Origin of the sequence: Mogibacterium diversum (genome assembly GCF_938028775.1) — a bacterium.
Lineage (GTDB): Bacteria > Bacillota > Clostridia > Peptostreptococcales > Anaerovoracaceae > Mogibacterium > Mogibacterium diversum_A.
The window spans coordinates 68,527-92,011 of the sequence record NZ_CALIZG010000013.1; the positions used below are offsets into that span (position 1 = coordinate 68,527).

A 23,485-nucleotide genomic window follows, 5' to 3' on the forward strand; every position below is an offset into this window, starting at 1 on the left:
TTTAAATTTGAAAATGCAACATTGATAAGTAAATGATTTTATTATATACTTTATTGGCAACTTCGTATGCTGCTGTGGCTCAATGGTAGAGCACTTCACTCGTAATGAAGTGGTTGCGAGTTCGATTCTCGCCAGCAGCTCCAAAAGTAAAAGCCTTGAAAACGCCTTTTGATCGGCGGATTCGAGGCTTTTTACATTATCTAATTCACAAAATGTGTATGCATCGTCTTCCACTGCCTAAGCTTGATGCTCACCCAGAATCCATAGATTCCAAAAGTTACAATTGTAAGCAGAAGCCATTTTATCCAGTTTCCAAATAGCTGCACAGCGGTACCATCAAATTCTAGGCGCTTACCTTCTATGACAGTGTGCTTTATTTCCCAGTTGTAAATCATGCAGTATGCCCAAGGCAGACAAATGCCGAGAGTTGCAGTTGTAATAAGGGTACCAAGGATGCTGTAGCCAATAAGCTGAAATAGTCCGCCATCAAAATAAGGTTCTTCGTGATTCATAGTTCAGTTCCTCATTTAATTTTAATAGTAATTTTGCATGAGTTGTAGATTATCACTTATGAGGGTCTGTGTAAATAGGGCAGATAACATTTTTTATTCCTGTTATCCAATAGAAAATGATGAAAATATATGATAACTAAATTGGAGGCGAGCAAACCCTATTAACCGATAAAATACTTGAAAATACAACATCTGTAATATAAAATTATTCTATTACATGAAGCATATTTTTTTAGTGAGAGGTTGAAATGGAAAGAAGGAACTATAACTCTATACTGGCGTTTATATGTAGCAGTCTCGTGTTGCTATTTTTTTTGGTCGTATTTTGCCCAATTAATGTAAACGCAGATGACGAAAATCCAACATGGGATGCTGAGAGCGATAAGGTATACTATCTATCACTTCCGTCAACAGATGGTTCACATAGTGATTGCACTCTCGTTCAAAGCAACGGCAAGTTCGGTATGATTGATGCGTCAAACCCTAGCGAATATGGACCATATGCTGTTCAGGGCGGTAATGGAAAGACCGTAGCGGAATTTATGAGGAAGCTAGGCGTTAAGCATATTGATTTCGCAGTTGCTACGCATGCGCATTCAGACCACATAGGTGGATTTATAGATTTGGTTGACGAGAAGAATTCCGATGGAAATCCATTCTTTGACTCAGATACCGTTTATATTCATAAGAAATATCTAAATTGGGATCCTAAGTACGAAGATCCGACATGGCAGACGGCTGAATACTTTAAGGAAGTTACACGAAAGCTAACCGAGGCAAAGGTTACAATGGTCGATATCACCTCCGATGATACGAGTGGACTTTCTAAGCTAGATGCAACGATGACTAAGAAGGGCGACTATAGCGACAATATTAGCTTTAAGTTTGGCAACCTAGATATCGCGCTGTACAACCTAGATAGTATTGTCAACAAAGAGGGGTATACGGAGAACGACAACTCCATAATCACGCAGATTACCAAGGGGCTACACAATGCGGTAATACTCGGAGATGCATCTGCGATGATCGATTATAAATATGGAGAGGTTATTTATAAGAAATCTGGCACTATAGACACTCTAAGAACTGGTCATCACGGCATCTCAAGTGCAAATGGTAAGCAGTTACTTGAATTCTTGGAGCCTAAGAACTTTGTGCTCTCGTCAAATGGACCGCTTAGTCAGCTGTCATACAAGTTATATGCAGACAAGCACAATACCCCAGCATACAAAGCTATTGAAAATGTTGGGGCTATCGTAGAGGACTTTGATAAGTCTTCCGCAGATCTTCAGACTTTTGCCGATGAATCTTGCAGAGCTTTAGTAAAGGCAAAGACTTACCATCCTATTATTAGGGGATGGCAGATCTGGGGAGATGCTACCGCGCCAGACGGATGGTCTTACGCTTATATTAAGGATGACGGCAAGTACGCTACAGGATGGCAGTATATCGAAGGAGCTTGGTACTGCTTCGATTCAGAAGGCTATAACTTAATGCTGCAGGACACTGTGTATTATGACAAAGCAGCAAAAAAGAAATATGTATTAACGAGATCTGGAATCATGGGCACTGGCTGGGTGAAAGCCAAGGATAAGTGGTATTTCGCAGATTCGTCGGGTGCACTCAAGACAGGTTGGATAACGTACGGAAAAGACTGGTGCTTCATGGATAATGATGGTGCTATGCAGACAGGCTGGGTAGAAGACGGTGGTCACAGATATTTCCTTGATGCGAGTGGATTGATGAAAACTGGCTGGGTACAGGATAATGGCAAGTGGTATCTTCTAAATTCCAGCGGCGCAATGCAGAAGGGATGGCAGTACACTGGCGGTGCTTGGTACTATCTAGGTAGCGACGGAGTTATGCAGACTGGCTGGATTCAGGAAGGTGGCAATAGCTATTATCTAAGCTCCAGCGGTGCGATGAAGACCGGCTGGCTACAGGATAACGGCAAGTGGTACTATCTGAATTCCAGCGGTGCAATGTACAGAGGATGGTTAAAGCATTATGGCGTATGGTACTACCTAGGGCAAGACGGCGTAATGTATACAGGCACACATGTGATTGACAGCACAACATATAATTTTGATACAACAGGGGCACTAGCATAGCAAGGCTAGTGCCTCTTGCTATAACAGTAAACCGTAGGATAGTTGCAAAAGGAGGTTCAGGAATATGGATCAGATTCAGCTAGCTCAGCAGATATGTCAGGAGGCTCACTACGGGCAAGTGGACAAGGCGGGAAAGCCTTACTATCTGCACCCATTCGCAGTCGCAGATATGTGTGAAACTGAAGAGGAAAAGGTTACCGCCTACCTTCACGACGTGCTCGAGGATAGCGAGTATGATGAAATGTATTTGCGCATGTGCGGATTTAGCGATAAGGTAGTTGAAGCGGTGAAAACTCTTACAAAAGGCGTAGACGAAGACTACATGCAGTACATAGATAGGATCTCGCAAAATAAGCTGGCGACCTCCGTAAAGCTTGCCGACCTAAGCCACAACATGGACATCAGCCGTATAGAGCATCCCTCTGCAGAGGACTATGCAAGAGTCGAGAAATATAGGGCAGCGATGAAGAGGCTTTTGCAGGGAAATGCCAACTAAAAAGTGGGGATTTCTAGCAAAAACAAGAAATAACAGCACAAAAATAACGCACTATTGAAAATACTAATAATTACCGCTAAGTATTAAAATTACTGATTTTAATACAAAATCCTTGTTTGATATACTCGTAATGATAAATCGATATTATTTAAACAAGGAGGATACAATGAAAAAAGAAAAAAGTACCCTTATGATTATTACTGGGCTCGTGGTTGGTGCGGCTGCAGTGCTTCTCGTTAAGTATGGCAACCCTGCTAACATGGGCTTTTGTATTGCCTGCTTTTTGAGAGACACTGCTGGTGCTCTTAAGCTCCACACTGCTCCAGTTGTGCAGTACGTTCGCCCCGAGATAATCGGACTTATTCTTGGCGCATTTATTATGTCCGTTTGCGGAAAAGAGTTTAAGGTTCGCGGTGGTTCATCTCCGATGACAAGATTCGTACTCTCGTTCTTCGTCATGGTAGGAGCTCTCATGTTCCTCGGGTGCCCACTTAGAATGATTCTCAGAATCGCTGGTGGAGACTGGAATGCAATCATCGGCCTGATTGGATTCTTCTGCGGAATTCTCGGCGGAATCGTATACCTCAAGAAGGGCTTCACACTCAAGAAGTCGGTTCCACTAGGACCAACAGAAGGCGTAGCGATGCCAGCGATTACGGTAGTACTGCTCGTTATCCTATGCGCATTCCCAGCACTTCTCGCATTCAGCAAAGAGGGACCTGGTGCTATGCACGCGCCGCTCGCAATTTCGCTAATTGCAGGGCTTGTTGTTGGTGTACTAGCACAGCGCACCAGACTGTGCATGGTTGGTGGACTCCGAGATGCAGTGTTATTCAAAGATTTCTATCTACTATCTGGATTTATCGCAATATTCGTTGCAGCCCTCATTGGAAACCTAGCACTTGGCTTCTTCCACGCAGGGTTTGACAAGCAGCCGATTGCATTCAACGACTCTCTATGGAACTTCCTAGGAATGGTTCTCGTAGGACTAGGCTCCTGCCTGCTCGGTGGCTGCCCACTTCGTCAGGTGGTTCTCTCTGGTACAGGAAATGCAGACTCGGGCGTTGCAGTTCTCGGCCTAATCGTAGGTGCAGCTTTCTGCCACAACTTCGCACTAGCATCGACACCAATGGGACCAACTCCGAATGGCAAGATTGCAGTTATTATCGGAATTATCGTTACTGTAGTTATCGGTCTTATGAATATAAGAAAAGCTAAGGAGGCATAAAATGACTAAGGTAGATGCAAGAGGGTACTCGTGCCCTGAACCAGTGATTATGACTCAGAATGCTGTAAAGGCTGGAACACCTGTTGAAGTTCTCGTAGACAGCATGACACCAGTTAAGAATATCTCTAGATATGCAGCGAACAACAAGCTATCTATGGAATACAGTGAAACGCCAGAAGGCGATTACCTGATTACACTCAAGTAATGTTTATCGCAACTTTTCATACGCATTTTGGAGCACAGCAGTTCCACAAGCAGCAGAAAAGCATAGACAAAACCGCAACACTTATGCCGGTGCCTAGAGCGCTTAGTGCAGCCTGCGGGATATGCGTTTCGTTCGAGGTGGATAATGTCTCAGAACTCGTAGCAAATCATCCCGAAGATATCGAGGGAATATATATGAGTGAAGGTTCGGAGTTCAAGGTTCTGTTCGAGGCTCCAGAAGAATAGCGTGATATAAATGGTAAATCAAGCAAATAATAACCATTAACAGAAATGACCAGCCACAGGGCTGGTCATTTGCTTATAAGCTTACTAATAAAACGATTAACAGGGTTTAGAACCTATATTACTAGATAATCTGCAAATCTACATCTTTGCTGCGAACAGACCTACCTTCGACTTCAGATCGATAGGGCCGTAATATGAAACGTATACGTAGGTACTCCCTTTTCTTAGGAAGAGTAACTGGTCGCGTTTTGCAGTAGTATCATTTGCCTTCTTCTCATCTACGATATATGCAGCGTAGTCGAGGTCCTTGTAATCGAAACGGTACTTGTCAAGAGACTTATTTGATACTTTGATGTCCGACTCTTCAAGTGCATTTTTACTGTTATATTTCATAAATTCTGATGCTACCTTAGAAGACTTTGCCTTGTATAGGTGAACATTGTAATAGAGATTAATTACAGAGTCATCATTTTCGTTTTTCGGTGGCGTACTAACTTCTAGCTCCTCAGTTACCATTCTAGGAATCATGAAGCTTTTATCTTGGTCTATTTCGAAAATAATGTCTGTTTTATTATTTCCTTCATCATAGTTCTCAATCTGCTTCTCAACTGTGTTCCATGTATCTGGGTCAAATTCCGAGAAGCGCACAATCTTGTTGCCCTTGTACTTAAGAGCCTGGGTGAAGTCACCAGATGATGAGCTATCCATTGTCCTAGGGATGTCAATGATACTCCATAGGACTAGGACGATTACAGTTATAATACACGTCGCATTGACATAATATTTCAATCTAAATCCCGAAGCTCCATAAAAATCCTTCTTTCTGTTCCTATTCAGTATGCTGATATAAGTGAACATATATTGAAACCAGAACAAAAGCGCCAACGGTAATCCAATAAAAGTCATCGCCAAAGTGGAAAGCGGTTGATCAGCACTGCTGTAGAGAAGTTCTGAAGGTGATATAGTGAACCCTTGCACACTTCGACTTATGCTAAAAAGTGATTCTGCAAAAATAATTAGCATAATAATAAAATTAGTAATCAAGCTCTTTCTATAGTACTTATGTTGACTCTGCACATCCGTAAATGGCTCTGGAGCATCTGGGTCATCCGTGTAGAATATCATCACTGAACCAGAACCATATATCAGATGCCAACCACAAGAAGCATATAGGTCAAGTTCCTCCTGCGTCGTCTCGCTGTGCTTGTATGGCAAGATGCGATATCGCCTATCTCTTGGCTCGTCAACGGTAAATCTACAAGTAAGTAGATTATCGTTAGCGAGCAGCAGACCTTTTCTTGCCTGATATTCAAGCCAATTCTGCTTATAGAACATATCAACTACACCAAACGGATCAAATTTTAATTTTGTTTTCTTATCCATGACACACCTCGTGTTGAACATTTTGCGATAACAATTGAATACGGTGTAGCTACATCTTCGATGCAAACAGCCCAATCTTCGACTTAAGATTGATAGGACCACTATATGCAACGACGACATATTTATTCCCCTTTCTGAGGAAAAGCATCTGTTTATAGAATGGAGCCTCATCTTTTTTAGAAGCTGCGATATATGCCGCGTAATCGAGTCCCTTGTATTTAAACTGCATATCTCGAATGCGCTTCTCCGATACGTCGAAGCCCTTATAGTCGAGTTCTTCTGCTATATTAGATGGCATAAAGCGTGCGGCAATTTTTGCTGATTTAGCTTTGTATAGCTGAACCAGATACATGAGCTTTGGCTCAGATACACCATCTTTGTCGGTTCTAGGATAAACCTCGAGGTCTTCCGAAGACATTTTCGTCATCATGATATTACGGTCGTAACTTGTCTCGTATGTTATGTCGGGGTTATCAATATCCTTATTGCCATTTTTTATGGTCATATTCGCCCGAACCTCATCCCAAGCGGCTGGGTCAAATTCTGCGAATCTTACAAGGTCATTATCCTTATAGGCCAATGCCTCCTTAAAGCTGCTTGTTGTGACTCTCTTATCTGGCACGAATACCACATATATAAAGAGGCCTACAATCAGCACGATAATCGTATTAATTAAAATCATATTTACATAACGTCTAGCCTTAAAGCCAGCAGTCCTCTTAAAAGTTTCTCTTTTCAGTTTCCATATTAATCTAGTGTATCTGAAGATAAATACCAGCTCAAATAGCACTAGTATTGGGTACATCACAGCGTATATGTAAATAATTGGAGACGGTTTATCAGCAAGCTGATAATAAGCCTCAATTGGATTAAAGACAAAGCCATTCGTATTGAGATCTAAATTCATAAGAATGCAAAAGGTCAACGCTATAGTAGTGATAAATGTATAGAGTAGTCTCTTCACATAATACTTCTTCTCTGTAACGGCATCTGTAAAAGGCTCGGGGACATTCTGATCGTCTGTATAGAACACAGTCGATGCATGCGTTCCTCGCACACATGTCCATCCACATGACTCATATATATCCAGCTCTTCCTGTTCGATCTTCTTTCTTTTCTCTGGCAGAATTCGGTACCTTCTCTCAGTTGGCTCGCCATATGCAAAGTCGTATACAAGGTAGCCGGTATATGTGAGAAGTAGCCCTCTCCTAGCCATATCCTCAAGCCAATTCTGTTCCTGATATATGTCGGAAAGACCAAAATAACAAATCTTCTGTTTAATCTTATCGCTCATAACCGCACCTCCGTGCATCACTAAGGCATGCTTCTAATCTTCGGATTTCATCCTGATATAACTGCTCTCCGCGCTCTGTAATGCTGTAAGAAATTCTCCTGCCATCTGGGGGCAGCTTCTTAATTAAATCCTCTGCCTGAAAAAGTGAGAGGAGCGAGTACAGAGTCCCTGGTCCGAGCTTGACCCTTCCGTCCGTGAGATCATTTACATAACTCGATATCTCCGTCCCGCACATATCAGAGCGGTGGAAACAAAGCAGTATGTAGAACATCGGCTCGGTTAATGGTTCTAATGATTTTTTGGCCATGTATAGCACCACCCATTAATCAAATTTGCTGTAAGAATTCCTAATATCGTTAATCGATATTTCTAGCTAAAATATAATATCGTATTACGATATTGTCAATGAGATATGCAAAAAAAATAATAGCATGTACTTTTTTAGTACATGCTGGTCATCTATATAAATGGATTTCATTGTCTCTGTTGCTCGATTTTCGAAGCTAAACGTAGGGCGATATCGCTAGCTATATCTTCAGACTGCCCTAGATTGCCGAGATTTTCCTGCTTGAATTTAGAATATGTCCATCCTGCCGCACGAAATACTTTTCCGTACGCAGTCCAGACAGCAAGGGTTGCAGCTCTCATGAGGAGCTGTCTTTGAAGCTTAAGCCATCTACCTTGCTTAAAATGTCCTAGTGTATATGATTGGAAAATTACGTGAGGTATCTCATCGTGAAGCATCTGAGCACAGATTCTCTTTAGTGCTGGTGAGTCAGTAGCATCACTGAGAGCTGAGTAATAAGAGAGTGCGATAATCTCTGCGGTTACGAGGGTTACGACCTCAGGACGGATATCGCTACGTCTACGGAGGCGGCGAAATGTCCTGTCGAGGAAATTGCTCTTGCGGAGCGGAAGCCCGTGATAGCGCATAAATTCACCAAGGTATGAGGAGTGGAAATTCTCCTCTCTGATAAATAGCTTCATGACCTCGGGATATGCAGGTTCGTCAAACTTGCTAGCAAACGCCTCTGAGACCTTTATCAGGTGAAGTCCGTCGCTGTGCTCGCCGATTTGAAATGCAGAAACAGAAGGCAGTATTAGCGCCTTGATATCGGCAGGTAGGGTAGTCTCATTCGAGAAATCTATCTGCAGTCTGTGCTTGTCGTTTTCTCGGAAAAACTCCAGCCACTCATCATAGCTATATTTTACAGATGGATCATTTCTTAGTTCGATCATGTGACCTCGCTTGTCTCGACTTACTAAATAATTCTTGTGTGAAATATTACAATTGTAAGTTTCATAGTATACCGTATAAATATTATATTCAATACTTATATTTTTTGTGTATAAATGTTAATTATAAGTTAGATAGTTTAATTTCAAACATATATATAATACTTTTGGAGGTGCTTATGAAAAAAATGAGTAATTTATATAAAAATATAACATATATCTATGAAGCTGTTTTCTTTATGGCTTATGCAATATATAACATGTTTGATGTATCCCTATTACATTCTGCTATTAGAACTGGATCGGCAATATCCATTATATTAGTCTTAATATATACATATAAAATGTTCGGGAAAGAAAAGGAAGCTAACATGACGGTTATGTTTCTATCGTTAAATTTTATGATTACTGTAGGGTTAGGTATTCATTAAAATAGGTGATATAGATGTTTACAAAGAAACAGTTTCAAACAAAATATAACTTAACGAAGAGAGAAATAGACGGTATCTGCGAATACTATGGGATAAAGAAGGATAAAGGGCAGTTTCAAATTCCTGACGATACCGAACCTGTTTATATTCCCGATAAGAGGTTTGTGAAGAAAGAGCTGCGTTTATACTTGTTCGTTTCCGATGCAATTCAGAGGAAGGTAAAGCTGGTGCCAGAGCTATTCTACTCGACGGACGATGAAGTGCGAACGGTAGTGAGGGTTATGCGTGATAATGGTCTTCTCGTCAGAATTGAAGGTAGGCCAGAAGATAGCCTAGAGTATCAAGATTATATTCTTGGCCCTGAATTTTCGGATTGGAAGAGAAGTGCTACTGATAATTTCAAGCTGGTTAAGGAAATCCTGGGAATAGCAGTTGAGTCTAGCTCGAAGGGCGTGACTTCTGCGGTGCTTGAACACTATACGAGCATGTAAAAGAATTTTGACAAACAAAAACACCGCAACTCGTTAGAATTGCGGTGTTTTTAAATGGTGTCCCGAAGAGGATTCGAACCTCCGACACCCGCTTTAGGAGAGCGGTGCTCTGTCCCCTGAGCTATCGAGACATGGGTTGGGCGCTTGCGAATGACGCCTCCTGTGAACGTAATCCCGGATAAATCTCTGATTAACTACAATCATCAGCGTTAAACACAAGCTTAATTATAATATCACTGAATAGCATTTAGTACAAGCAATAAGAGTATAAAGGGGGAACCGATGAGAATAGGAGTGATTAATGTGCAATTAAATTTTTTTCAATTAATTTGCCTAAAATGCTTGACCTGAAGCCATTTATAGTGTAATTCATTATGTAATGAAATGTTGTTTCAAAATATTTGTGCACAACATAGTCTAAATAGGTGTTATATAAGTTCAATATTGAAAGGAGCAAAAGGGTAAAATGAAAGAGACAAAGGGATTTATTGCGGAGTTTAAGTCATTTATCGCTCGTGGAAACGTGCTAGACATGGCGGTAGGTATCATCATCGGTTCTGCATTCACAGCAATCGTTACCTCGCTTGTTAACGATATTATCATGCCAATCGTAGGTGTTATAATCGGAGGAATTGATTTCTCAGGTTTAAAGGTTACAGTTGGAAGCGCTGCTATTAACTACGGTGTATTCATCCAGGCAATCATCAACTTCCTGCTTATCGCATTAACGGTGTTTATCATCATCAAAGCTCTAAGCAAAGCTAAGAGAAAGCAGGCAGAAGAACCAGCAGAGGAAGAGCCAGCGCCAACACCAGAGGTTGAACTCCTGACAGAGATCAGAGACCTTCTGTCGAAGCGCGACTAGTTCTGGTATATAGATACGGTATCACCCGTCGTGATGGTAGGGAGTTGCTAGGTCTATAAAGGATTTTACAAAGTCAAATCGATCAAAAGCGAAGGACATGGGACCACACACCATGTCCTTTTCTAGTGCGGCAATACTCGAGAACCCGATATGATTCATGGTGCGTCATCTGCCACTGATTGACAAAAACTACTAGAATTCAACACTGAAAGATAAGTAAATTTTAAGATTTGACGGGGCTTGAAGAGGCTTAAATGCTTGAAAAAAAGCAACAAATGGGCTAAAATAACTTTGTCCTTTTGCCACAAAAAAGTTTGCGGTAAATAGTGACAATTTAGGAAAACGGAGGGACAACTATGTACGATATCAGTCAAGTGCAGAGTGAATACAAGACTAAGTTAATCGATGCAGATTTCGCTGCCAGCCTTGTTAAAAGCAACTACAGGCTGCACTTCGGCGTGGGAACAGGGAGCTCCATTTACATGGACAGAGCCCTTGGCAAGCGCCTCAAGACCGATACACTCCTTCGCGGATTAGAGATTCAGACTGAAGTTGCTGTGAGAAATGATCTACTAGAGACTTTCAAGGCGACGAGGGACGTAAACACAGTTAGATTTTATTCATCTCACTATACCGCTATGGACAGGATGATGGCAGATGCAGGCAACTGCTGGTATGTACCGATTCTATTCAATGAAGAACCATTATATTGGGGGCAAGAGGGCAACGGATTCGATATCTGCTGCATTCAGGTTGCACCGATGGATAGATATGGCAACTTTAATTTTGGTCCTACTAATGCTGACCTTCTCGGAATTATCAGAAATTCTAAGATTGTCATAGTTGAGGTTAACGAGAAGATGCCAATTGCACTCGGTTATGAGTCGCATATCAATATATCTGATGTAAACTATATCATCGAGGGAGAAAGCCCTGAGCTCGCTGAGTTCAAGGCGGCACCGGCAAGTCCTGAGGATAGAAGGATTGCCGAGTCGATAGTAGACCGAATTAGAAATGAAAGTACGCTGCAGCTCGGTATTGGAGCCGTGCCAAATGCAATCGGAGGCTTGCTCGCAGAGTCTGACATACGTGATCTCGGTGGTCACAGCGAGGTAATCGTAGATTCATTTATGAATCTCTATTATGCTGGTAAGCTGACCAACAACAAGAAGGTAGACAAGGGGCTTACAGTATATACGGCAGCAGTGGGTAGCAAAGCGCTATACGATTTTATCGATGACAACCCTATCTGCTGCGCGGCACCAGTTGATTACGTCAACAGTGTGCACACCATCTCGCAGATAGAGAACTTCATCTCGATTAATAGCTGCGTTGGGGTCGATTTGTATGGACAGGTTTGTTCAGAGAGCGCAGGCTTTAGACAGCTTACAGGAACTGGCGGACAGCTAGATTTTGTGCTCGGAGCTTTCTTATCCAAGAATGGTAAGAGCTTCATGTGCACGCATTCGACGAGGACGAAGCCTAATGGTGAGGTCGTATCTCTCATTCACCCTACGCTACCAAGAGGGTCAATTATCACTACGCCTAGGACGGCAACTCATTATGTAGTGACCGAGTACGGTGCAGTTAATCTAAAGGGCAAGTCGACATGGCAGAGAGCCGAGAGTCTCATCAGTGTAGCGCATCCTGATTTTAGGGAAGACCTGATTCAGGAAGCCGAGAAGATGGGAATTTGGCGTAATACAAGTAAGATTGAATATATTTAAGGTATATTTAATTCATATTTAATAATCCTCAAGTACTATTAGTGCTGGGGAAGGGATTTATAGCAAGGCTTTACAGAAGGTCGGTTTGCGATGCGAATCGACGGGGTCATAAAGTCGTGGCAGAGGCGCGGTGGCGCAATGCACAAGGAGGTTTTTATGATCACAGCAGTTGTAGGTGCTAATTGGGGCGATGAAGGTAAGGGTAAGATCACAGACGTACTCGCACAGGAATCCGATTATATCGTGAGATTTCAGGGTGGAAGTAACGCTGGTCACACTATCAAGAATGAGTTTGGTAAATTCGGGCTTCACCTCATGCCATCAGGCATTTTTAACAAAGAAGCTGTAAGTGTTCTCGGAAATGGAGTGGCTGTCAACGCCAAGAAGTTCATCGAAGAACTAGCGTCCATTGAGGAAGCAGGTGTCCCACATGGCAAAATTATCATTTCAGATAGAGCACAGCTAGTAATGTCATATCACATGGCGCTTGACGCTTATGAAGAGGAGAGACTTGCGGGGCACTCGTTTGGTTCGACCAAGGCGGGAATTGCACCGTGCTTCTCCGATAAGTATGCCAAGATTGGTTTTCAGGTTGCAGATCTCTATGCAGATAAAGATGTTCTGATGGCAAGGATTGAGAACGTATGCACTATAAAGAATGTCCTGTTCGAGAACTTGTATCACAAACCACAGATTAAGCCAGAAGATATCTATGAGGAATTAATGGAATATGCTGAAATACTGAGACCATATGTTGCTCACACTTCACAGGTGCTAAATGATGCACTTCGTGCTGGTAAAAGCATCCTCTTAGAAGGTCAGCTTGGAGCACTTAAGGATACAGATCACGGCATTTATCCGATGGTAACATCATCGTCGACACTCGCAGGTTTCGGTTCTACGGGTGCTGGACTTCCACCGTATGCGATTGAGAGGATTGTTACAGTTGTAAAGGCTTACTCATCTGCGGTTGGAGCAGGAGCTTTTGTAAGCGAGCTGTTCGGAGATGAGGCAGATGAGCTTCGTAATCGCGGTGGAGACGGCGGTGAATTCGGTGTAGTCACAGGTAGGCCTAGGAGGGTTGGCTGGTTTGATGCTGTTGCTACCAGATATGGCTGCATGATGCAGGGAGCCACAGAGGTTGCAGTTACAGTTGTAGATGTTCTCGGATACCTAGATGAGCTCAAAATCTGTGTAGGCTATGAGATCGATGGCGAGGTGACAAAAGACTTTCCTAACACACCGCTCCTCGAGAAGGCTAAGCCAGTATATGAAACGCTTCCAGGCTGGAAGACTGATATAAGAGGTATCAAGAACTACGATGATCTGCCAAGTGAGTGCAAGGCTTACATCGAGAGGATTGAAAAGGAAATCGGAGTTCGTGTATCTATGGTTTCAAACGGGCCAGCGCGCGAAGAACTAATAATTAGGTAATTTGCGAGGGTATGACTTACAATTTGCAGGGGATAACCTGCATCTTGCATGAAATCATGCAATTTATAGAGTATAACCTACTGACAGAGACAGTTCCTGACGGCCTAGCTGTCAGGAACTAAATACTTAAAGGGGTAAAAAATGTACAAGGAATCAATGCGCCAGACGTGGGTGGAAATCGACCTATCGGCGCTAGACCACAATATCAAAGAAATCAAAAGAGTAATAGGTAATAATGAGATAATAGGCGTTGTAAAGGCAGATGCATATGGGCACGGAAGTGTGCGATGTGCGGAAGTGCTTCGTGATAATGGGGTTAAACGCTTTGCGGTTGCCACAATAGAGGAAGCGCTCGAGCTACGCGAGGCTGGATTTAACGAGAGCATACTCATTCTCGGTTTAGTTCCAGAGGATTGCACCGATATCATAATAGAGCAGAATCTTACAATCGTCATCGGGAGCTTAGATAGAGCTAAGAAAAAATCCGAAATTGCGGTGAAGAAGGGTGCAGTGATAGACTGTTTCATCGCAATTGATTCTGGTATGGGTAGAATCGGATATAGGATAGAGACACCGCTAGAAAAGGAATTTGCGAGAACTGAAATCGAGGAAATCGATGAGCTTGAGGGACTTCGTATCAATGGTATGGTTTCACACTTTGCGACTTCTGATGAAGCTGATTCGACGTACACGAACAAGCAACTTTCGCTGTTTAATGACTTCTATGAGGAACTCGCAGGTTGCGGCATCAATGTTCCGATGCTGTGTATAGCCAATAGCGCTGCGATTATGGACTATCCAAAGACCCACTTCGACGCAGTAAGACCCGGGATAATCCTCTATGGATGCTATCCGTCTGAAGAGGTGGATAAGACGAGACTTGATCTAAAGCCAGTTATGTCTGTAAAAGCATATATTATCCATCTTAAAACAGTACCCGCTGGAACTTCAATCAGTTACGGCAGAAGGTTTGTAGCGGATAGAGAGAGCAAGATTGCCACAATCTCTATAGGATACGCAGATGGTTATTCGAGGACGCTCACTGGTAAGGCAGAGGTTCTTGTGCATGGTAATCGAGTTCCGGTCGTAGGAAGCATTTGCATGGATCAGTGCATGATAGATGTGACGGATGTACCAGGGGTAGCAGCAGGAGATGAGGTCGTGATCATGGGACGCTCAGGGGATGATGAAATCTCAGCTGAAGAGATTGCTGGTAAAATTGGAACTATCAACTATGAGATTCTGTGTGATTTCGGCATGAGATTGCACAAGATATACATTGATACTGCAGATGGAAACGATGCTACAGCTAACCAAGAGCACAGTAGATTGGAGTTTTAAATGTTAGAGACTATTCGAAATTTCGACGGTTCGCTGCTCATAAAGTTTCAGCACCTCGCAGTCCATGATTTGTTGACGCCTGTTGTTAAGGTCTTCACTCACCTCGGAGATGCCGGCATTATGTGGATTGCGATTGCAGTGCTACTTCTGCTTTTTAAGCGTACCAGGAAGTATGGGCTGCTGATGTTTGCATCTCTTATACTCACGTACCTAGTAAATAATCTGCTTCTTAAAGATTTAATAGGCAGGACTAGACCATATGAAGTGTTTGATGATGTTCAGAGGCTTATTGGCAAGCAACACGATGCATCTTTCCCGTCAGGTCACTCGGCTAGTTCGTTTGCAGCTGCGATGTGCATATATCTGAACGGACCTAAGAAGTACGGAATACCGGCTCTTTTGCTAGCACTCTTGATTGCGCTTTCGAGACTCTATGTAGGCGTTCACTATCCTGGAGATGTAGTTGCAGGAGCGATAATAGGTTCGCTCATGGCATGGCTAGTGTATAAAGTATACGATGCAAGGCAGGAAGCGCTTCATCCAGCAAAGCATCGCAGAAAGTAAATGTTGCTATAGGAGAAATTATGGGTGCAAAAGGACTTAAAATCGGGAATGCGTGGGATACCATACTCGCTGAAGAGATGGAGAAACCGTACTATAGCGAGCTCGAGAGATTTCTCGACGAAGAATACGAGAACCATACAATATTTCCACCGCGCGATGAAATATTTACAGCTTTCAGGTACACTCCTTATGACGATGTAAAGGTGCTGCTCCTCGGACAGGATCCATATCATGAGAAAGGACAAGCTCACGGTATGGCTTTCTCGGTTAAGAAGGGTGTGAAACAACCGCCGTCTCTGGTAAATATTTTTAAAGAGATAAATTCCGACCTTGGGATTGCTCCGCCAGAGGTTGATAACGGCTGCCTGACTCCCTGGGCTAAGTCTGGGGTTTTGCTTCTCAACACAGCGCTCACAGTTAGAGAGCACGAGGCTAATTCGCACCGCGGAAAAGGCTGGGAACAGCTGACGGATGCAGTTATAAGAAAATTAAATGAACGAGAGAAACCATTGGTATTTATTTTGTGGGGGTCTAACGCTAAGTCTAAGCTGCCGCTTATCACGAATAAAAAGCACCTTGTAATTGTTGGTGTTCATCCGAGCCCGCTATCCGCGTACAGAGGGTTTTTCGGCGGTAAATACTTCTCTCGTGCTAATGATTTCCTCGAGAGACACGGAATATCTGCGGTTAATTGGGATATAGAGCAGTGATATCATTTATGATTAGCATTCACATAACAACCACGCGGAATTCATGATATGATATGGACAGATATGTTATATTTCAAGAGAATTAATAAATATTTTATAAATTTCATTTAAGGAAAGGTTGGAATCATGAACAACAAGAAGCTTAAGACATCAAAGGTTATAATTGGACTTTACGTATGCACAGGAATCGTTTCCGTATATGCGCTATATGCAATTTTTAATTCAATCACATACCTCAGAAACTACTTCAAGACATATGGATCATCAATTGGAGAGCACTTCGGAGATGCCCTTTCTTATATCCTAAATCAGAGCTTGTCATACATCGTATTTGCTGTTCTTCTATTTGCAGCAGCAGCAGTTCTGCATGAGGTTAGAAAGCTAAATCCTGATAACTACCTTAGTCAGGAAGAACTCGAGGTGCTAGCAGTAGAAAAAGCAGAGAAGGCAGCAAAGGCTGCAGAAGCAGAGGCTGATAAGGCTGCAAAGGCAGCAGAGGCAAAAGCCGTTAAGGAGGCTGAAAAGGTTGCGAAGGAAGCTGCGAAGGCCGAGTCAGCAGTAGAATCAGCGAAGCTTGGAGCTGCAGCAGTAGATGAAGAGGTTGAAGAATTAGCCGAAGAAGTAGTCGAGGATGCTTTTAAGGTTAAATAGTAACTGAATTAGATGAGCAATCTAATCAATAATCTATAATGAGATTTGAGGGTAGATTGATAGACCTCAGATGATATTTCACTACTATAATTGGGATTGTACTATGATTAAGGCAGAGATTCGTATAAATAGAACGCTCCCCACAGAGCTGATTAAATTAATGAATAAGTGCGGTGAGCGTAAGCGTAGCCCGAAGACAGTCATCAAAGCGCTGCGGGACGGTCTGTTCATGGCGGGTCTATATGTAAATGGCGAGCTTGTGGCGTTTGGCAGAGTATCGGGAGATGGTGCTATGTATTTTCTGATTACCGATGTCATGGTGGATCCAGCGTATGAAGATAGTGGTGCGGATATACAGCTCTATAAGGAGATTGATGATTTTCTCATCGCCGTAGCACCTAACGATAGTAGAATCCTAGCAATGACTAACAAGAAATACGAATCTGTATTCAGAACCTTCGGGTACGAATATATGGATCCGGATTATCGTACGGTGATGATTCGGGAATAACCGATTGATTGTAAGGAGGTGCTGATATCAAGCCGATAATTTCAGTGATAATTCCGATATATAACGGAGAGCAGTATATAGATAAATGCCTAGAGTCCATCACTAATCAGTACTACCAAAATCTTGAGATATTGTGCGTAATCAACGGCAGCACGGATGCCTCCGAGAAAATGGTTAGAGCGTGGATGGAGAGAGATGACCGCGTCAAGCTGCTTGTTACGGAGACTGCCGACCTAGGGCATGCAGCAAATCTTGGAATCGATAATACATCGGGTGAATATATATCATTCGTTGATGTCGATGACTGGGTTGATCCAGAGTATATTTCAAAGCTATACGCAGGTATAGAGAAAGGGTACAGCCTATGTAAGTCTAACTGCATCATGTACGATGGCAAGACAAATTCACCAGCATACAAAGGGCGTCACTCTGGGGAAGTTTCCATAAGAAACGCCATGTGGCTACTGCCATGCAGAACGATTTCGATGTATGACAGAAGGCTTTTTGGAAAAGTTCGTTACCTAGAACACTCATACTACGAAGATCTCTCGTTATGGCCGATATTGGTAGCTTTAGCTGGTTCTGTATACTATATAGACGATACCCTGTACTACTATAATCAGACAAATGATTCTTCGATAATGACTGTGCGTGACGAGAAGCATCTGGTGCTCGATAAGGTGTTTGCACACATATTTGAGAATATCACGCCGGAAATGAATCAGGAAGTTAATCTACTGGTTTCAGCGCTGTTCATACAGTCGTTCTGGAGTTCTAATGTGAAGTACGTGCCTAAGGACAAGTTGGGTGATGAATACTTAGAGAGGCTCAAGAAGGTTATTGATGGAAAGCTTGTGGGCTATTACTACCTAGTAGATAGGCTGCCGGTATCAGATGAGATGAAGAGGCGGATGATTCATTTCTATCAGACGAGTAAATAATTGCAGAACTCAGCCAGATAAATGAACGTTGAGCATTATTATTTAATAGTGATACGAACCCTCCTTGCTGGATGACCAGTGAGGAGGGTTTTTAGTGTGCTGCAGTTGCGAGTATAAAAGGAATGCGAACATAAGTAGATGTAAAATAGGATAGTGCAAAATGCAATTGTATTAAAAATAATGCTGTACAAGTATACTAATAAAGTGTATAATCTCGATAAACTACTAAACGCATAAATATTGGCGCATAAGGAGATTAAAATGACTAAAAGAATTAACAAGCGTAGGAGGAAAATGTTAAAGGCAACAGCTGTAGGTGTGTCTCTAATGATGGCACCTTCTTTGGCTGTTAATGTGTATGCAGATGATACTGTTACGGCTAATGAGCAATCTGCTATAAATAACTTCGTAGCGACTGAGCCTGCAGACGGTGCAACAACTAGTCTAGGTAACTCAACTGTTTCTAATACTACTAGCGGATACAGATTCCCAGGCAAGGACAATTACACATCGGTTTTCGAGTCGCGAGCAAGGAAGGAAAGGCTTACACAGGATTATGTTCTAACCGTGGACTCGAGTGATTCGCATTCTGGAAATACTGTAAAGATTAAAGATTGGAGCAATCTGGATACTTATGTTGTGCACAGCGCTACAGAAGGAAATCCGCAGGATCCACAGACATATTACGAACCCATGTATTACGCTAGGGAAGCCACATTAATCGATCAGGCTACCAATACTGAATATACTGTGAAGAACATAGTTATTGATTCTGGCAGCATGTATGTGTACTATCCTAATATTTATTTTGATTTTCCTATAGAGGATGCAGACCCAAGATTTAAGACGAGAATTGACGATGCAGAGGCAGTTGCATTATTTGGAGGCTCTGGGTACTGGAGTATCACCGCAGAGGTTAAGGAGGAGACTCCATATGAGACTATCGTTAAGATAGATGCAGCTTTAAAGGCAAATCAGGTAATCGTTGATTCCGTAGGTTCAAATGGTAGCAAGGATGCTAAATTCAATATTGATATAAATTTTTTGAACGGAATGAATGATTCAAATTACAGGGATTACACTTCGGATGTCATCTATAATGATGTGAAGGCACTCGTAACAGACAGCGCACAGGTTGGCAGCGAGAATCAATTTGGATGGGGTACAAGTACTCTCGAATCTATTACAACATCTAATGCTGTAAACCGTATAATCCGCGTAGGTATAGATTTTACGCACTACGTAACAGAAGACGGAACTGAGTTAAAACCTACAAAGTTTGGGATACATGGCAGTGAGAATATCGCTGGATATGAGCTTGCATCGACTCGCGAGGAAGCAAATGGAGACAAGGTATACGTGTACAAGGCTGTAACAGCACAGACTACTCCGTCAGTGCCAACAACGCCGTCGACACCAACTACTACAACACCAGCTACACCATCGACACCTGCTACATCAACAACAACTCCTACGGCATCAAGCACTGCAGCTACTGCTACACAGTCACATGCTCCAGCTGCTAAGGTTGCTCCTGCAAGAAAGAGTACAGCACCAAAGACTGGGGATGCTGACACTATCCTAGCATATGCGGCTACACTATTCATGAGTGTGATTGGCCTTGGAGTAGCGCTATTCGCTAGAAAAAAGAGAGAGCAGTAATATTTAAGAGACTATAATTACGGTTCTGAATCGGCTAAAAAGTTGAAATAAGATGCCAATATACGAATAAAAGAAAACATGATTGATGAGAGAATCTCGTCAATCATGTTTTTTCATGCATATATTTTGCCTATGGGCTAACCGAAGGTGAAGCCCATATAAGGAGGGCACTCGCCAGTAGCGGCGCTGTACACCTCGGAGAGTTCCTCGTAGCTGGCCGAGATCATCCCAAGCGCAGCGGATGTTTCGCTCCCAGATCTGCTAGGCATCATGTAGTCGCATCGCTTAGCGCCGCATCTAACAGCGAGTGCCTTGGCAATTGCAATCCCGAGCTCCTTTTGACCACCATCTTCAATGAAGGTGAGGAGCTCGGCCGCAGCGAGAGAGTCCGCCCCTGCGGCCTCACACGCTGCGATTGCCAAAGGCTCAGCGCCATCAGAAATTAGCAAGAGTCCAGAACCATCAGGTGCTCCTGATTCAGCTTCCCAGTCAGGCGCAGAGCCCGTCAAATCAGCTGATTCAGCATCCATAGCAGGCGCAGAGCCCGAAGTATCAGGAGCTACCAGCCCAGCTGCGAATCTAAGAGCTCCTTCTGACAGCTTGATATGGACGCGGTTTGCCAAAATCGTTTCTCTATAATTATTATATTCCTGCGGTGTTAAGACCTTAGTCTGAAGATGGGAGAATTCAAAATCAACATGCTCAGATGTCAGGACAGAACCCTGCTCGGCATACATGAACTTCTTATATTCTAGAGGTTCATAAAACTTTATTAAGCTCGGTTCAGCTGGTGAGAGCATCGATAGTTTCCTGCTGCTCTCGGCAATCTCTCTGGCATATACGGTTATGTGTGATCCGTAACCCTTTCCTCGTGCCGCAGGGTCGGTGCATATTGCGTAGCTCATCTCTATTGATTTACCAGCTATATCTGAAACTTTGCCCTCAGGAACAACTAATTTTCCCATGTCGAACTGGGTGAGGGATGCCTGAAGCACCTCGCTGCCATCTTGATCCTCGACAATCAGAAAATCCAGATAGTCATCTCGGAAGCAATTGTCGAAGAATTCAATAAACTCCTCATCATCTCCGAAAACTTTTCTGCGTAGTGAGACAAAATCACTGAAGTCGGAAGCCTCCCTGGGTCTTATTATGTAGTTATTTTTCATAAGCCGTATATTTCATAAGCAGAACATCTGGGTGATAGCTTTCCTTGGCTTTCCTAAGACCTTCAAGCCCCATGTCCTCTTCGCGGTTAATGTATTCTACATCAGGGAATTTCTCGGAGATTGCCCTTACGAATTCGCGGTTAATCATAGTATATGCGCCTTCAACACCAGGAAGAGCCTTCTCAAAATGCACATCCATGGTGAGCTGGTCGAGCTGAGTAGCAGCAGTGAAGGCAACAGGTTCACCATTCTGATATAGGAGCCCACCAAAGAAACCGAGCGCCTCATAGTTTTCGAACATCTGCTCGATTGCATCCGCTTCTTTGACAAGGTCAGGATCTCCCTTCTCCTTGTAGAATTCAGCGACGAATGCTCTTGCAGAATCTATATCTTCGCCATTTTCGATGAGCTTAAATTCCCATTCGCCATTTCTCTCAAAATGCTTGATGTGATTGCGCTTCGACGAAAGCTTGCGTCCCCTGAGGTCACGCAGCTTCTCAACTGTGTATATGTAGTCAGCATCTTCGCGATTTTCCTCTATGGTGAAACGGTCTCCGTACACAGGTTCAAACTCTTCGAGCGTTTTAGGCGTGAGACCACGCATTATCAGTTTCTGGTCGCGCGAATGTGCGTCTTCTAGCAGTTCATCGATAATTGGCTTAACATCCCCGCTTCCCTTAGGATAAGCGAAAATGTATCCATACTTAGGCATTCTTATGATCATACGCTCGCCGATGAAAGCGATTTCGGGCTCATATGCATGCCTCCAGATATATAAATTAGCGAAACTGTAGTCAGCACCATGACATCCGCTCGAACAGATTACGGTTTTTGCAAAGTCCTGGTCATCTAATCTGACAGGTCTAAATTCTAGCATTAGTCTCTCCCTTTTTAATTTCTTAATCAAATTATACGATTCTATTTTACAAAATTAACATCTCATTATAGCACTAAAAACCAACATGTAAAGTGAATTCCGAGTGAATAAGTAGGAATTTAAAAAGATACTTTATTAGTATTGATTTTATAGCTTCAAAATGTTACTGTTGCAATAGAAAAATAGAAATGACATTCGGAAAGGGGATGAAAGATAAATGGCTAAGATTACAAAGGATATGATTATCGGTGATGTTATCAACGAGCATCCAGATTTAATTCAGGTATTCTTCCAGAACGGAATGATGTGCATCGGTTGCCCTGCTTCTCAGGGAGAGTCAATCGGACAGGCTGCTCAGGTTCACGGACTTGATGGAGATCACCTGGTGAACGCTCTTAATGCTGCACTTGACGCATAAACTGCTGACATTCCAGATATGGATTAGGATTTCGTATATTGCAGGGCGTGATTGCCCTGCTTTTACTTTTGGGGATTGGTATAGATTAGGATGAAGAGAGAATTGAATCACCATTATATAGGTGAATCTTATGGTGGCAATCAGGACTGGTTTCGCACGTTCTGGATGCGAATAGGTGGATGTGGTGCGGAGACTGCATGTGAGAGCAGTTTGTACTTTGCACGCGAGTTTGGACTCACGAAGCTATATCCATTTGACGCTGATGATGTTAAGCGAGAAGAGTACGTAGACTTTGCGCATATGATGGAGGACTATCTATGGCCTAGATTCACCGGAATTAATAAACTTTCTATTTATATAAATGGATATATCAAATACCTCAGGGATACCGACGAGTACCGCGTGGATGTGGGCGAATTCTCAGGAGATCATACCTACGAGGAGGCAGCGAAAAAGGTGAAGGAGCAGATAGATGCAGGATTACCGATTCCGTTCCTTACACTCAGGCACAAGGATGCAAGGTACAGCGACTATGTATGGCATTGGTATCTTGTAAATGGATATGATGATACCGAGGACGGATTCAAGGTTAAGGCCGTGACATACAGCGGCTATAAGTGGCTTGACCTCGAGGGATTATGGAATACGGGATGTAAACCGACTGGCGGGATGATTATATATACTGTAAATGAAGATGCAGTGCTTTAATTTGTACTGAAGTACATGATGTTGGATATGAGATGCGATTATCGTTATACTACGAACAGGCAGGACATAACAGAATAGTGGCACGAAAAAAACGACTGTAAGGCAAGAGTGCATCTCTCACAGTCGTTTTTGTTTATATTTATTTATAGCTATAAGCTCTATGAAAGTGATGTATATAAAGCTTAATCATCACTTCTTAGAATCTCTTGCGCTTATAAACTACTGTTGAACTTCGTATTGCTAGATGTCGCATTAGGCATAAGGTCCTGAACCTTCTT

The 23,485-nt window shown here is 42.7% G+C and carries 26 protein-coding genes and 2 tRNA genes; 20 read left to right on the plus strand and 8 right to left on the minus strand.

Features of this window, described 5'->3' with window-relative positions; translation table 11 throughout:
• Positions 1 to 68: 68 nt before the first annotated feature.
• A tRNA-Thr gene (locus Q7O90_RS03265) sits at positions 69 to 143 on the plus strand.
• A gap of 57 nt (positions 144 to 200) precedes the next feature.
• Here Q7O90_RS03265 and Q7O90_RS03270 read toward each other — a convergent pair.
• A complete protein-coding gene (locus Q7O90_RS03270; RefSeq protein WP_304127428.1) occupies positions 201 to 512 on the minus strand; it encodes a DUF898 family protein in 312 nt (103 codons plus the stop codon).
• 248 nt (positions 513 to 760) lie between these two features.
• On the opposite strand from Q7O90_RS03270, the gene Q7O90_RS03275 reads away from it, so the two are divergent.
• From Q7O90_RS03275 to Q7O90_RS03295, 5 genes are all read left to right on the plus strand, one after another.
• Positions 761 to 2,623, plus strand: a complete 1,863-nt coding sequence (locus tag Q7O90_RS03275) for an MBL fold metallo-hydrolase (protein ID WP_304127431.1) — start codon at positions 761 to 763, stop codon at positions 2,621 to 2,623.
• Positions 2,624 to 2,687: 64 nt separating this feature from the next.
• Positions 2,688 to 3,119: a GTP pyrophosphokinase gene (locus Q7O90_RS03280; protein WP_304127434.1), complete on the plus strand. Its 432-nt coding sequence runs from the start codon at positions 2,688 to 2,690 to the stop codon at positions 3,117 to 3,119.
• Between the two features lie 166 nt (positions 3,120 to 3,285).
• Complete coding sequence (gene yedE / locus Q7O90_RS03285) at positions 3,286 to 4,347, plus strand: YedE family putative selenium transporter (protein WP_304127436.1); 1,062 nt, start codon at positions 3,286 to 3,288, stop codon at positions 4,345 to 4,347.
• Position 4,348: 1 nt separating this feature from the next.
• Complete coding sequence (locus Q7O90_RS03290) at positions 4,349 to 4,552, plus strand: sulfurtransferase TusA family protein (protein WP_106057639.1); 204 nt, start codon at positions 4,349 to 4,351, stop codon at positions 4,550 to 4,552.
• Entirely contained in the window at positions 4,552 to 4,797 is a 246-nt protein-coding gene (locus tag Q7O90_RS03295) for a DUF3343 domain-containing protein (protein WP_304127440.1), read from the plus strand. The genes Q7O90_RS03290 and Q7O90_RS03295 overlap by 1 nt, the downstream gene beginning before the upstream one ends.
• Positions 4,798 to 4,935: 138 nt before the next feature.
• On the opposite strand, the gene Q7O90_RS03300 is transcribed toward Q7O90_RS03295, so the two are convergent.
• The 4 genes from Q7O90_RS03300 to Q7O90_RS03315 form a co-directional block, all read right to left on the minus strand.
• Positions 4,936 to 6,180, minus strand: coding sequence for a DUF2812 domain-containing protein (locus tag Q7O90_RS03300; RefSeq protein WP_304127442.1), 1,245 nt, complete (start codon positions 6,178 to 6,180; stop codon positions 4,936 to 4,938).
• 49 nt (positions 6,181 to 6,229) lie between these two features.
• Entirely contained in the window at positions 6,230 to 7,474 is a 1,245-nt protein-coding gene (locus tag Q7O90_RS03305) for a DUF2812 domain-containing protein (RefSeq protein ID WP_304127445.1), read from the minus strand.
• Positions 7,464 to 7,781, minus strand: a complete 318-nt coding sequence (locus tag Q7O90_RS03310; RefSeq protein ID WP_304127448.1) for a PadR family transcriptional regulator — start codon at positions 7,779 to 7,781, stop codon at positions 7,464 to 7,466. Before Q7O90_RS03310 ends, Q7O90_RS03305 begins: the two co-directional genes overlap by 11 nt.
• A 167-nt stretch (positions 7,782 to 7,948) precedes the next feature.
• Entirely contained in the window at positions 7,949 to 8,713 is a 765-nt protein-coding gene (locus tag Q7O90_RS03315) for a hypothetical protein (protein WP_304127451.1), read from the minus strand.
• 176 nt (positions 8,714 to 8,889) lie between these two features.
• On the opposite strand from Q7O90_RS03315, the gene Q7O90_RS03320 reads away from it, so the two are divergent.
• Both Q7O90_RS03320 and Q7O90_RS03325 read left to right on the plus strand, forming a co-directional pair.
• Complete coding sequence (locus Q7O90_RS03320; protein ID WP_304127455.1) at positions 8,890 to 9,141, plus strand: hypothetical protein; 252 nt, start codon at positions 8,890 to 8,892, stop codon at positions 9,139 to 9,141.
• 14 nt (positions 9,142 to 9,155) lie between these two features.
• Positions 9,156 to 9,632, plus strand: coding sequence for a hypothetical protein (locus Q7O90_RS03325; RefSeq protein ID WP_304127458.1), 477 nt, complete (start codon positions 9,156 to 9,158; stop codon positions 9,630 to 9,632).
• Positions 9,633 to 9,687: 55 nt separating this feature from the next.
• Here Q7O90_RS03325 and Q7O90_RS03330 read toward each other — a convergent pair.
• A tRNA-Arg gene (locus tag Q7O90_RS03330) sits at positions 9,688 to 9,763 on the minus strand.
• Positions 9,764 to 10,098: 335 nt separating this feature from the next.
• Between Q7O90_RS03330 and mscL the strand changes: the two genes are divergently transcribed.
• The 10 genes from mscL (at position 10,099) to Q7O90_RS03380 (ending at position 20,038) form a co-directional block, all read left to right on the plus strand.
• The gene (gene mscL, locus Q7O90_RS03335) at positions 10,099 to 10,497 is read left to right on the plus strand and encodes a large-conductance mechanosensitive channel protein MscL (RefSeq protein ID WP_304127461.1); all 399 of its coding nucleotides are present in this window, start codon (positions 10,099 to 10,101) and stop codon (positions 10,495 to 10,497) included.
• Between the two features lie 356 nt (positions 10,498 to 10,853).
• Positions 10,854 to 12,224: an acetyl-CoA hydrolase/transferase family protein gene (locus Q7O90_RS03340; protein ID WP_304127464.1), complete on the plus strand. Its 1,371-nt coding sequence runs from the start codon at positions 10,854 to 10,856 to the stop codon at positions 12,222 to 12,224.
• Positions 12,225 to 12,380: 156 nt separating this feature from the next.
• Entirely contained in the window at positions 12,381 to 13,658 is a 1,278-nt protein-coding gene (locus Q7O90_RS03345; RefSeq protein ID WP_304127467.1) for an adenylosuccinate synthase, read from the plus strand.
• Positions 13,659 to 13,799: 141 nt separating this feature from the next.
• Complete coding sequence (gene alr, locus Q7O90_RS03350; RefSeq protein ID WP_304127469.1) at positions 13,800 to 14,999, plus strand: alanine racemase; 1,200 nt, start codon at positions 13,800 to 13,802, stop codon at positions 14,997 to 14,999.
• Complete coding sequence (locus Q7O90_RS03355; protein WP_304127472.1) at positions 15,000 to 15,563, plus strand: phosphatase PAP2 family protein; 564 nt, start codon at positions 15,000 to 15,002, stop codon at positions 15,561 to 15,563.
• A 20-nt stretch (positions 15,564 to 15,583) separates the two neighbouring features.
• Positions 15,584 to 16,273, plus strand: coding sequence for a uracil-DNA glycosylase (locus Q7O90_RS03360; protein WP_304127475.1), 690 nt, complete (start codon positions 15,584 to 15,586; stop codon positions 16,271 to 16,273).
• A 126-nt stretch (positions 16,274 to 16,399) separates the two neighbouring features.
• A complete protein-coding gene (locus Q7O90_RS03365) occupies positions 16,400 to 16,924 on the plus strand; it encodes a hypothetical protein (protein WP_304127478.1) in 525 nt (174 codons plus the stop codon).
• 103 nt (positions 16,925 to 17,027) lie between these two features.
• Complete coding sequence (locus Q7O90_RS03370) at positions 17,028 to 17,435, plus strand: hypothetical protein (RefSeq protein WP_304127481.1); 408 nt, start codon at positions 17,028 to 17,030, stop codon at positions 17,433 to 17,435.
• 44 nt (positions 17,436 to 17,479) lie between these two features.
• Positions 17,480 to 18,376, plus strand: a complete 897-nt coding sequence (locus tag Q7O90_RS03375; RefSeq protein WP_304127484.1) for a glycosyltransferase family 2 protein — start codon at positions 17,480 to 17,482, stop codon at positions 18,374 to 18,376.
• A gap of 261 nt (positions 18,377 to 18,637) precedes the next feature.
• The gene (locus Q7O90_RS03380) at positions 18,638 to 20,038 is read left to right on the plus strand and encodes an LPXTG cell wall anchor domain-containing protein (RefSeq protein WP_304127487.1); all 1,401 of its coding nucleotides are present in this window, start codon (positions 18,638 to 18,640) and stop codon (positions 20,036 to 20,038) included.
• A gap of 137 nt (positions 20,039 to 20,175) precedes the next feature.
• Here Q7O90_RS03380 and Q7O90_RS03385 read toward each other — a convergent pair whose 3' ends face one another.
• Both Q7O90_RS03385 and Q7O90_RS03390 read right to left on the minus strand, forming a co-directional pair.
• Positions 20,176 to 21,204: a hypothetical protein gene (locus Q7O90_RS03385; protein ID WP_304127490.1), complete on the minus strand. Its 1,029-nt coding sequence runs from the start codon at positions 21,202 to 21,204 to the stop codon at positions 20,176 to 20,178.
• The gene (locus Q7O90_RS03390) at positions 21,194 to 22,081 is read right to left on the minus strand and encodes a DUF2156 domain-containing protein (RefSeq protein ID WP_106057574.1); all 888 of its coding nucleotides are present in this window, start codon (positions 22,079 to 22,081) and stop codon (positions 21,194 to 21,196) included. The genes Q7O90_RS03385 and Q7O90_RS03390 overlap by 11 nt, the downstream gene beginning before the upstream one ends.
• A gap of 217 nt (positions 22,082 to 22,298) precedes the next feature.
• Here Q7O90_RS03390 and Q7O90_RS03395 point away from each other — a divergent pair, with 217 nt between their 5' ends.
• Both Q7O90_RS03395 and Q7O90_RS03400 read left to right on the plus strand, forming a co-directional pair.
• Positions 22,299 to 22,499, plus strand: coding sequence for a DUF1858 domain-containing protein (locus tag Q7O90_RS03395; RefSeq protein ID WP_287299711.1), 201 nt, complete (start codon positions 22,299 to 22,301; stop codon positions 22,497 to 22,499).
• A gap of 90 nt (positions 22,500 to 22,589) precedes the next feature.
• Positions 22,590 to 23,207 carry a hypothetical protein gene (locus Q7O90_RS03400; protein ID WP_304127501.1) on the plus strand — a complete coding sequence of 206 codons (618 nt, stop codon included), beginning with the start codon at positions 22,590 to 22,592 and terminating at the stop codon, positions 23,205 to 23,207.
• Positions 23,208 to 23,485: the final 278 nt, after the last annotated feature.

Excerpts from the sequence above, each read along its gene's own strand:
- alr (WP_304127469.1), top strand. The coding sequence starts at position 13,800 with ATGTACAAGGAATCAATGCGCCAGACGTGGGTGGAAATCGACCTATCG.
- Q7O90_RS03305 (WP_304127445.1), bottom strand. The coding sequence starts at position 7,474 with ATGAGCGATAAGATTAAACAGAAGATTTGTTATTTTGGTCTTTCCGAC.
- Q7O90_RS03400 (WP_304127501.1), top strand. The coding sequence starts at position 22,590 with ATGAAGAGAGAATTGAATCACCATTATATAGGTGAATCTTATGGTGGC.
- Q7O90_RS03295 (WP_304127440.1), top strand. The coding sequence starts at position 4,552 with ATGTTTATCGCAACTTTTCATACGCATTTTGGAGCACAGCAGTTCCAC.
- Q7O90_RS03360 (WP_304127475.1), top strand. The coding sequence starts at position 15,584 with ATGGGTGCAAAAGGACTTAAAATCGGGAATGCGTGGGATACCATACTC.
- Q7O90_RS03280 (WP_304127434.1), top strand. The coding sequence starts at position 2,688 with ATGGATCAGATTCAGCTAGCTCAGCAGATATGTCAGGAGGCTCACTAC.
- Q7O90_RS03325 (WP_304127458.1), top strand. The coding sequence starts at position 9,156 with ATGTTTACAAAGAAACAGTTTCAAACAAAATATAACTTAACGAAGAGA.
- Q7O90_RS03355 (WP_304127472.1), top strand. The coding sequence starts at position 15,000 with ATGTTAGAGACTATTCGAAATTTCGACGGTTCGCTGCTCATAAAGTTT.
- yedE (WP_304127436.1), top strand. The coding sequence starts at position 3,286 with ATGAAAAAAGAAAAAAGTACCCTTATGATTATTACTGGGCTCGTGGTT.
- Q7O90_RS03385 (WP_304127490.1), bottom strand. The coding sequence starts at position 21,204 with ATGAAAAATAACTACATAATAAGACCCAGGGAGGCTTCCGACTTCAGT.
- mscL (WP_304127461.1), top strand. The coding sequence starts at position 10,099 with ATGAAAGAGACAAAGGGATTTATTGCGGAGTTTAAGTCATTTATCGCT.
- Q7O90_RS03370 (WP_304127481.1), top strand. The coding sequence starts at position 17,028 with ATGATTAAGGCAGAGATTCGTATAAATAGAACGCTCCCCACAGAGCTG.
- Q7O90_RS03345 (WP_304127467.1), top strand. The coding sequence starts at position 12,381 with ATGATCACAGCAGTTGTAGGTGCTAATTGGGGCGATGAAGGTAAGGGT.
- Q7O90_RS03300 (WP_304127442.1), bottom strand. The coding sequence starts at position 6,180 with ATGGATAAGAAAACAAAATTAAAATTTGATCCGTTTGGTGTAGTTGAT.
- Q7O90_RS03395 (WP_287299711.1), top strand. The coding sequence starts at position 22,299 with ATGGCTAAGATTACAAAGGATATGATTATCGGTGATGTTATCAACGAG.
- Q7O90_RS03340 (WP_304127464.1), top strand. The coding sequence starts at position 10,854 with ATGTACGATATCAGTCAAGTGCAGAGTGAATACAAGACTAAGTTAATC.
- Q7O90_RS03290 (WP_106057639.1), top strand. The coding sequence starts at position 4,349 with ATGACTAAGGTAGATGCAAGAGGGTACTCGTGCCCTGAACCAGTGATT.
- Q7O90_RS03380 (WP_304127487.1), top strand. The coding sequence starts at position 18,638 with ATGACTAAAAGAATTAACAAGCGTAGGAGGAAAATGTTAAAGGCAACA.
- Q7O90_RS03310 (WP_304127448.1), bottom strand. The coding sequence starts at position 7,781 with ATGGCCAAAAAATCATTAGAACCATTAACCGAGCCGATGTTCTACATA.
- Q7O90_RS03390 (WP_106057574.1), bottom strand. The coding sequence starts at position 22,081 with ATGCTAGAATTTAGACCTGTCAGATTAGATGACCAGGACTTTGCAAAA.
- Q7O90_RS03365 (WP_304127478.1), top strand. The coding sequence starts at position 16,400 with ATGAACAACAAGAAGCTTAAGACATCAAAGGTTATAATTGGACTTTAC.
- Q7O90_RS03270 (WP_304127428.1), bottom strand. The coding sequence starts at position 512 with ATGAATCACGAAGAACCTTATTTTGATGGCGGACTATTTCAGCTTATT.
- Q7O90_RS03275 (WP_304127431.1), top strand. The coding sequence starts at position 761 with ATGGAAAGAAGGAACTATAACTCTATACTGGCGTTTATATGTAGCAGT.
- Q7O90_RS03320 (WP_304127455.1), top strand. The coding sequence starts at position 8,890 with ATGAAAAAAATGAGTAATTTATATAAAAATATAACATATATCTATGAA.
- Q7O90_RS03315 (WP_304127451.1), bottom strand. The coding sequence starts at position 8,713 with ATGATCGAACTAAGAAATGATCCATCTGTAAAATATAGCTATGATGAG.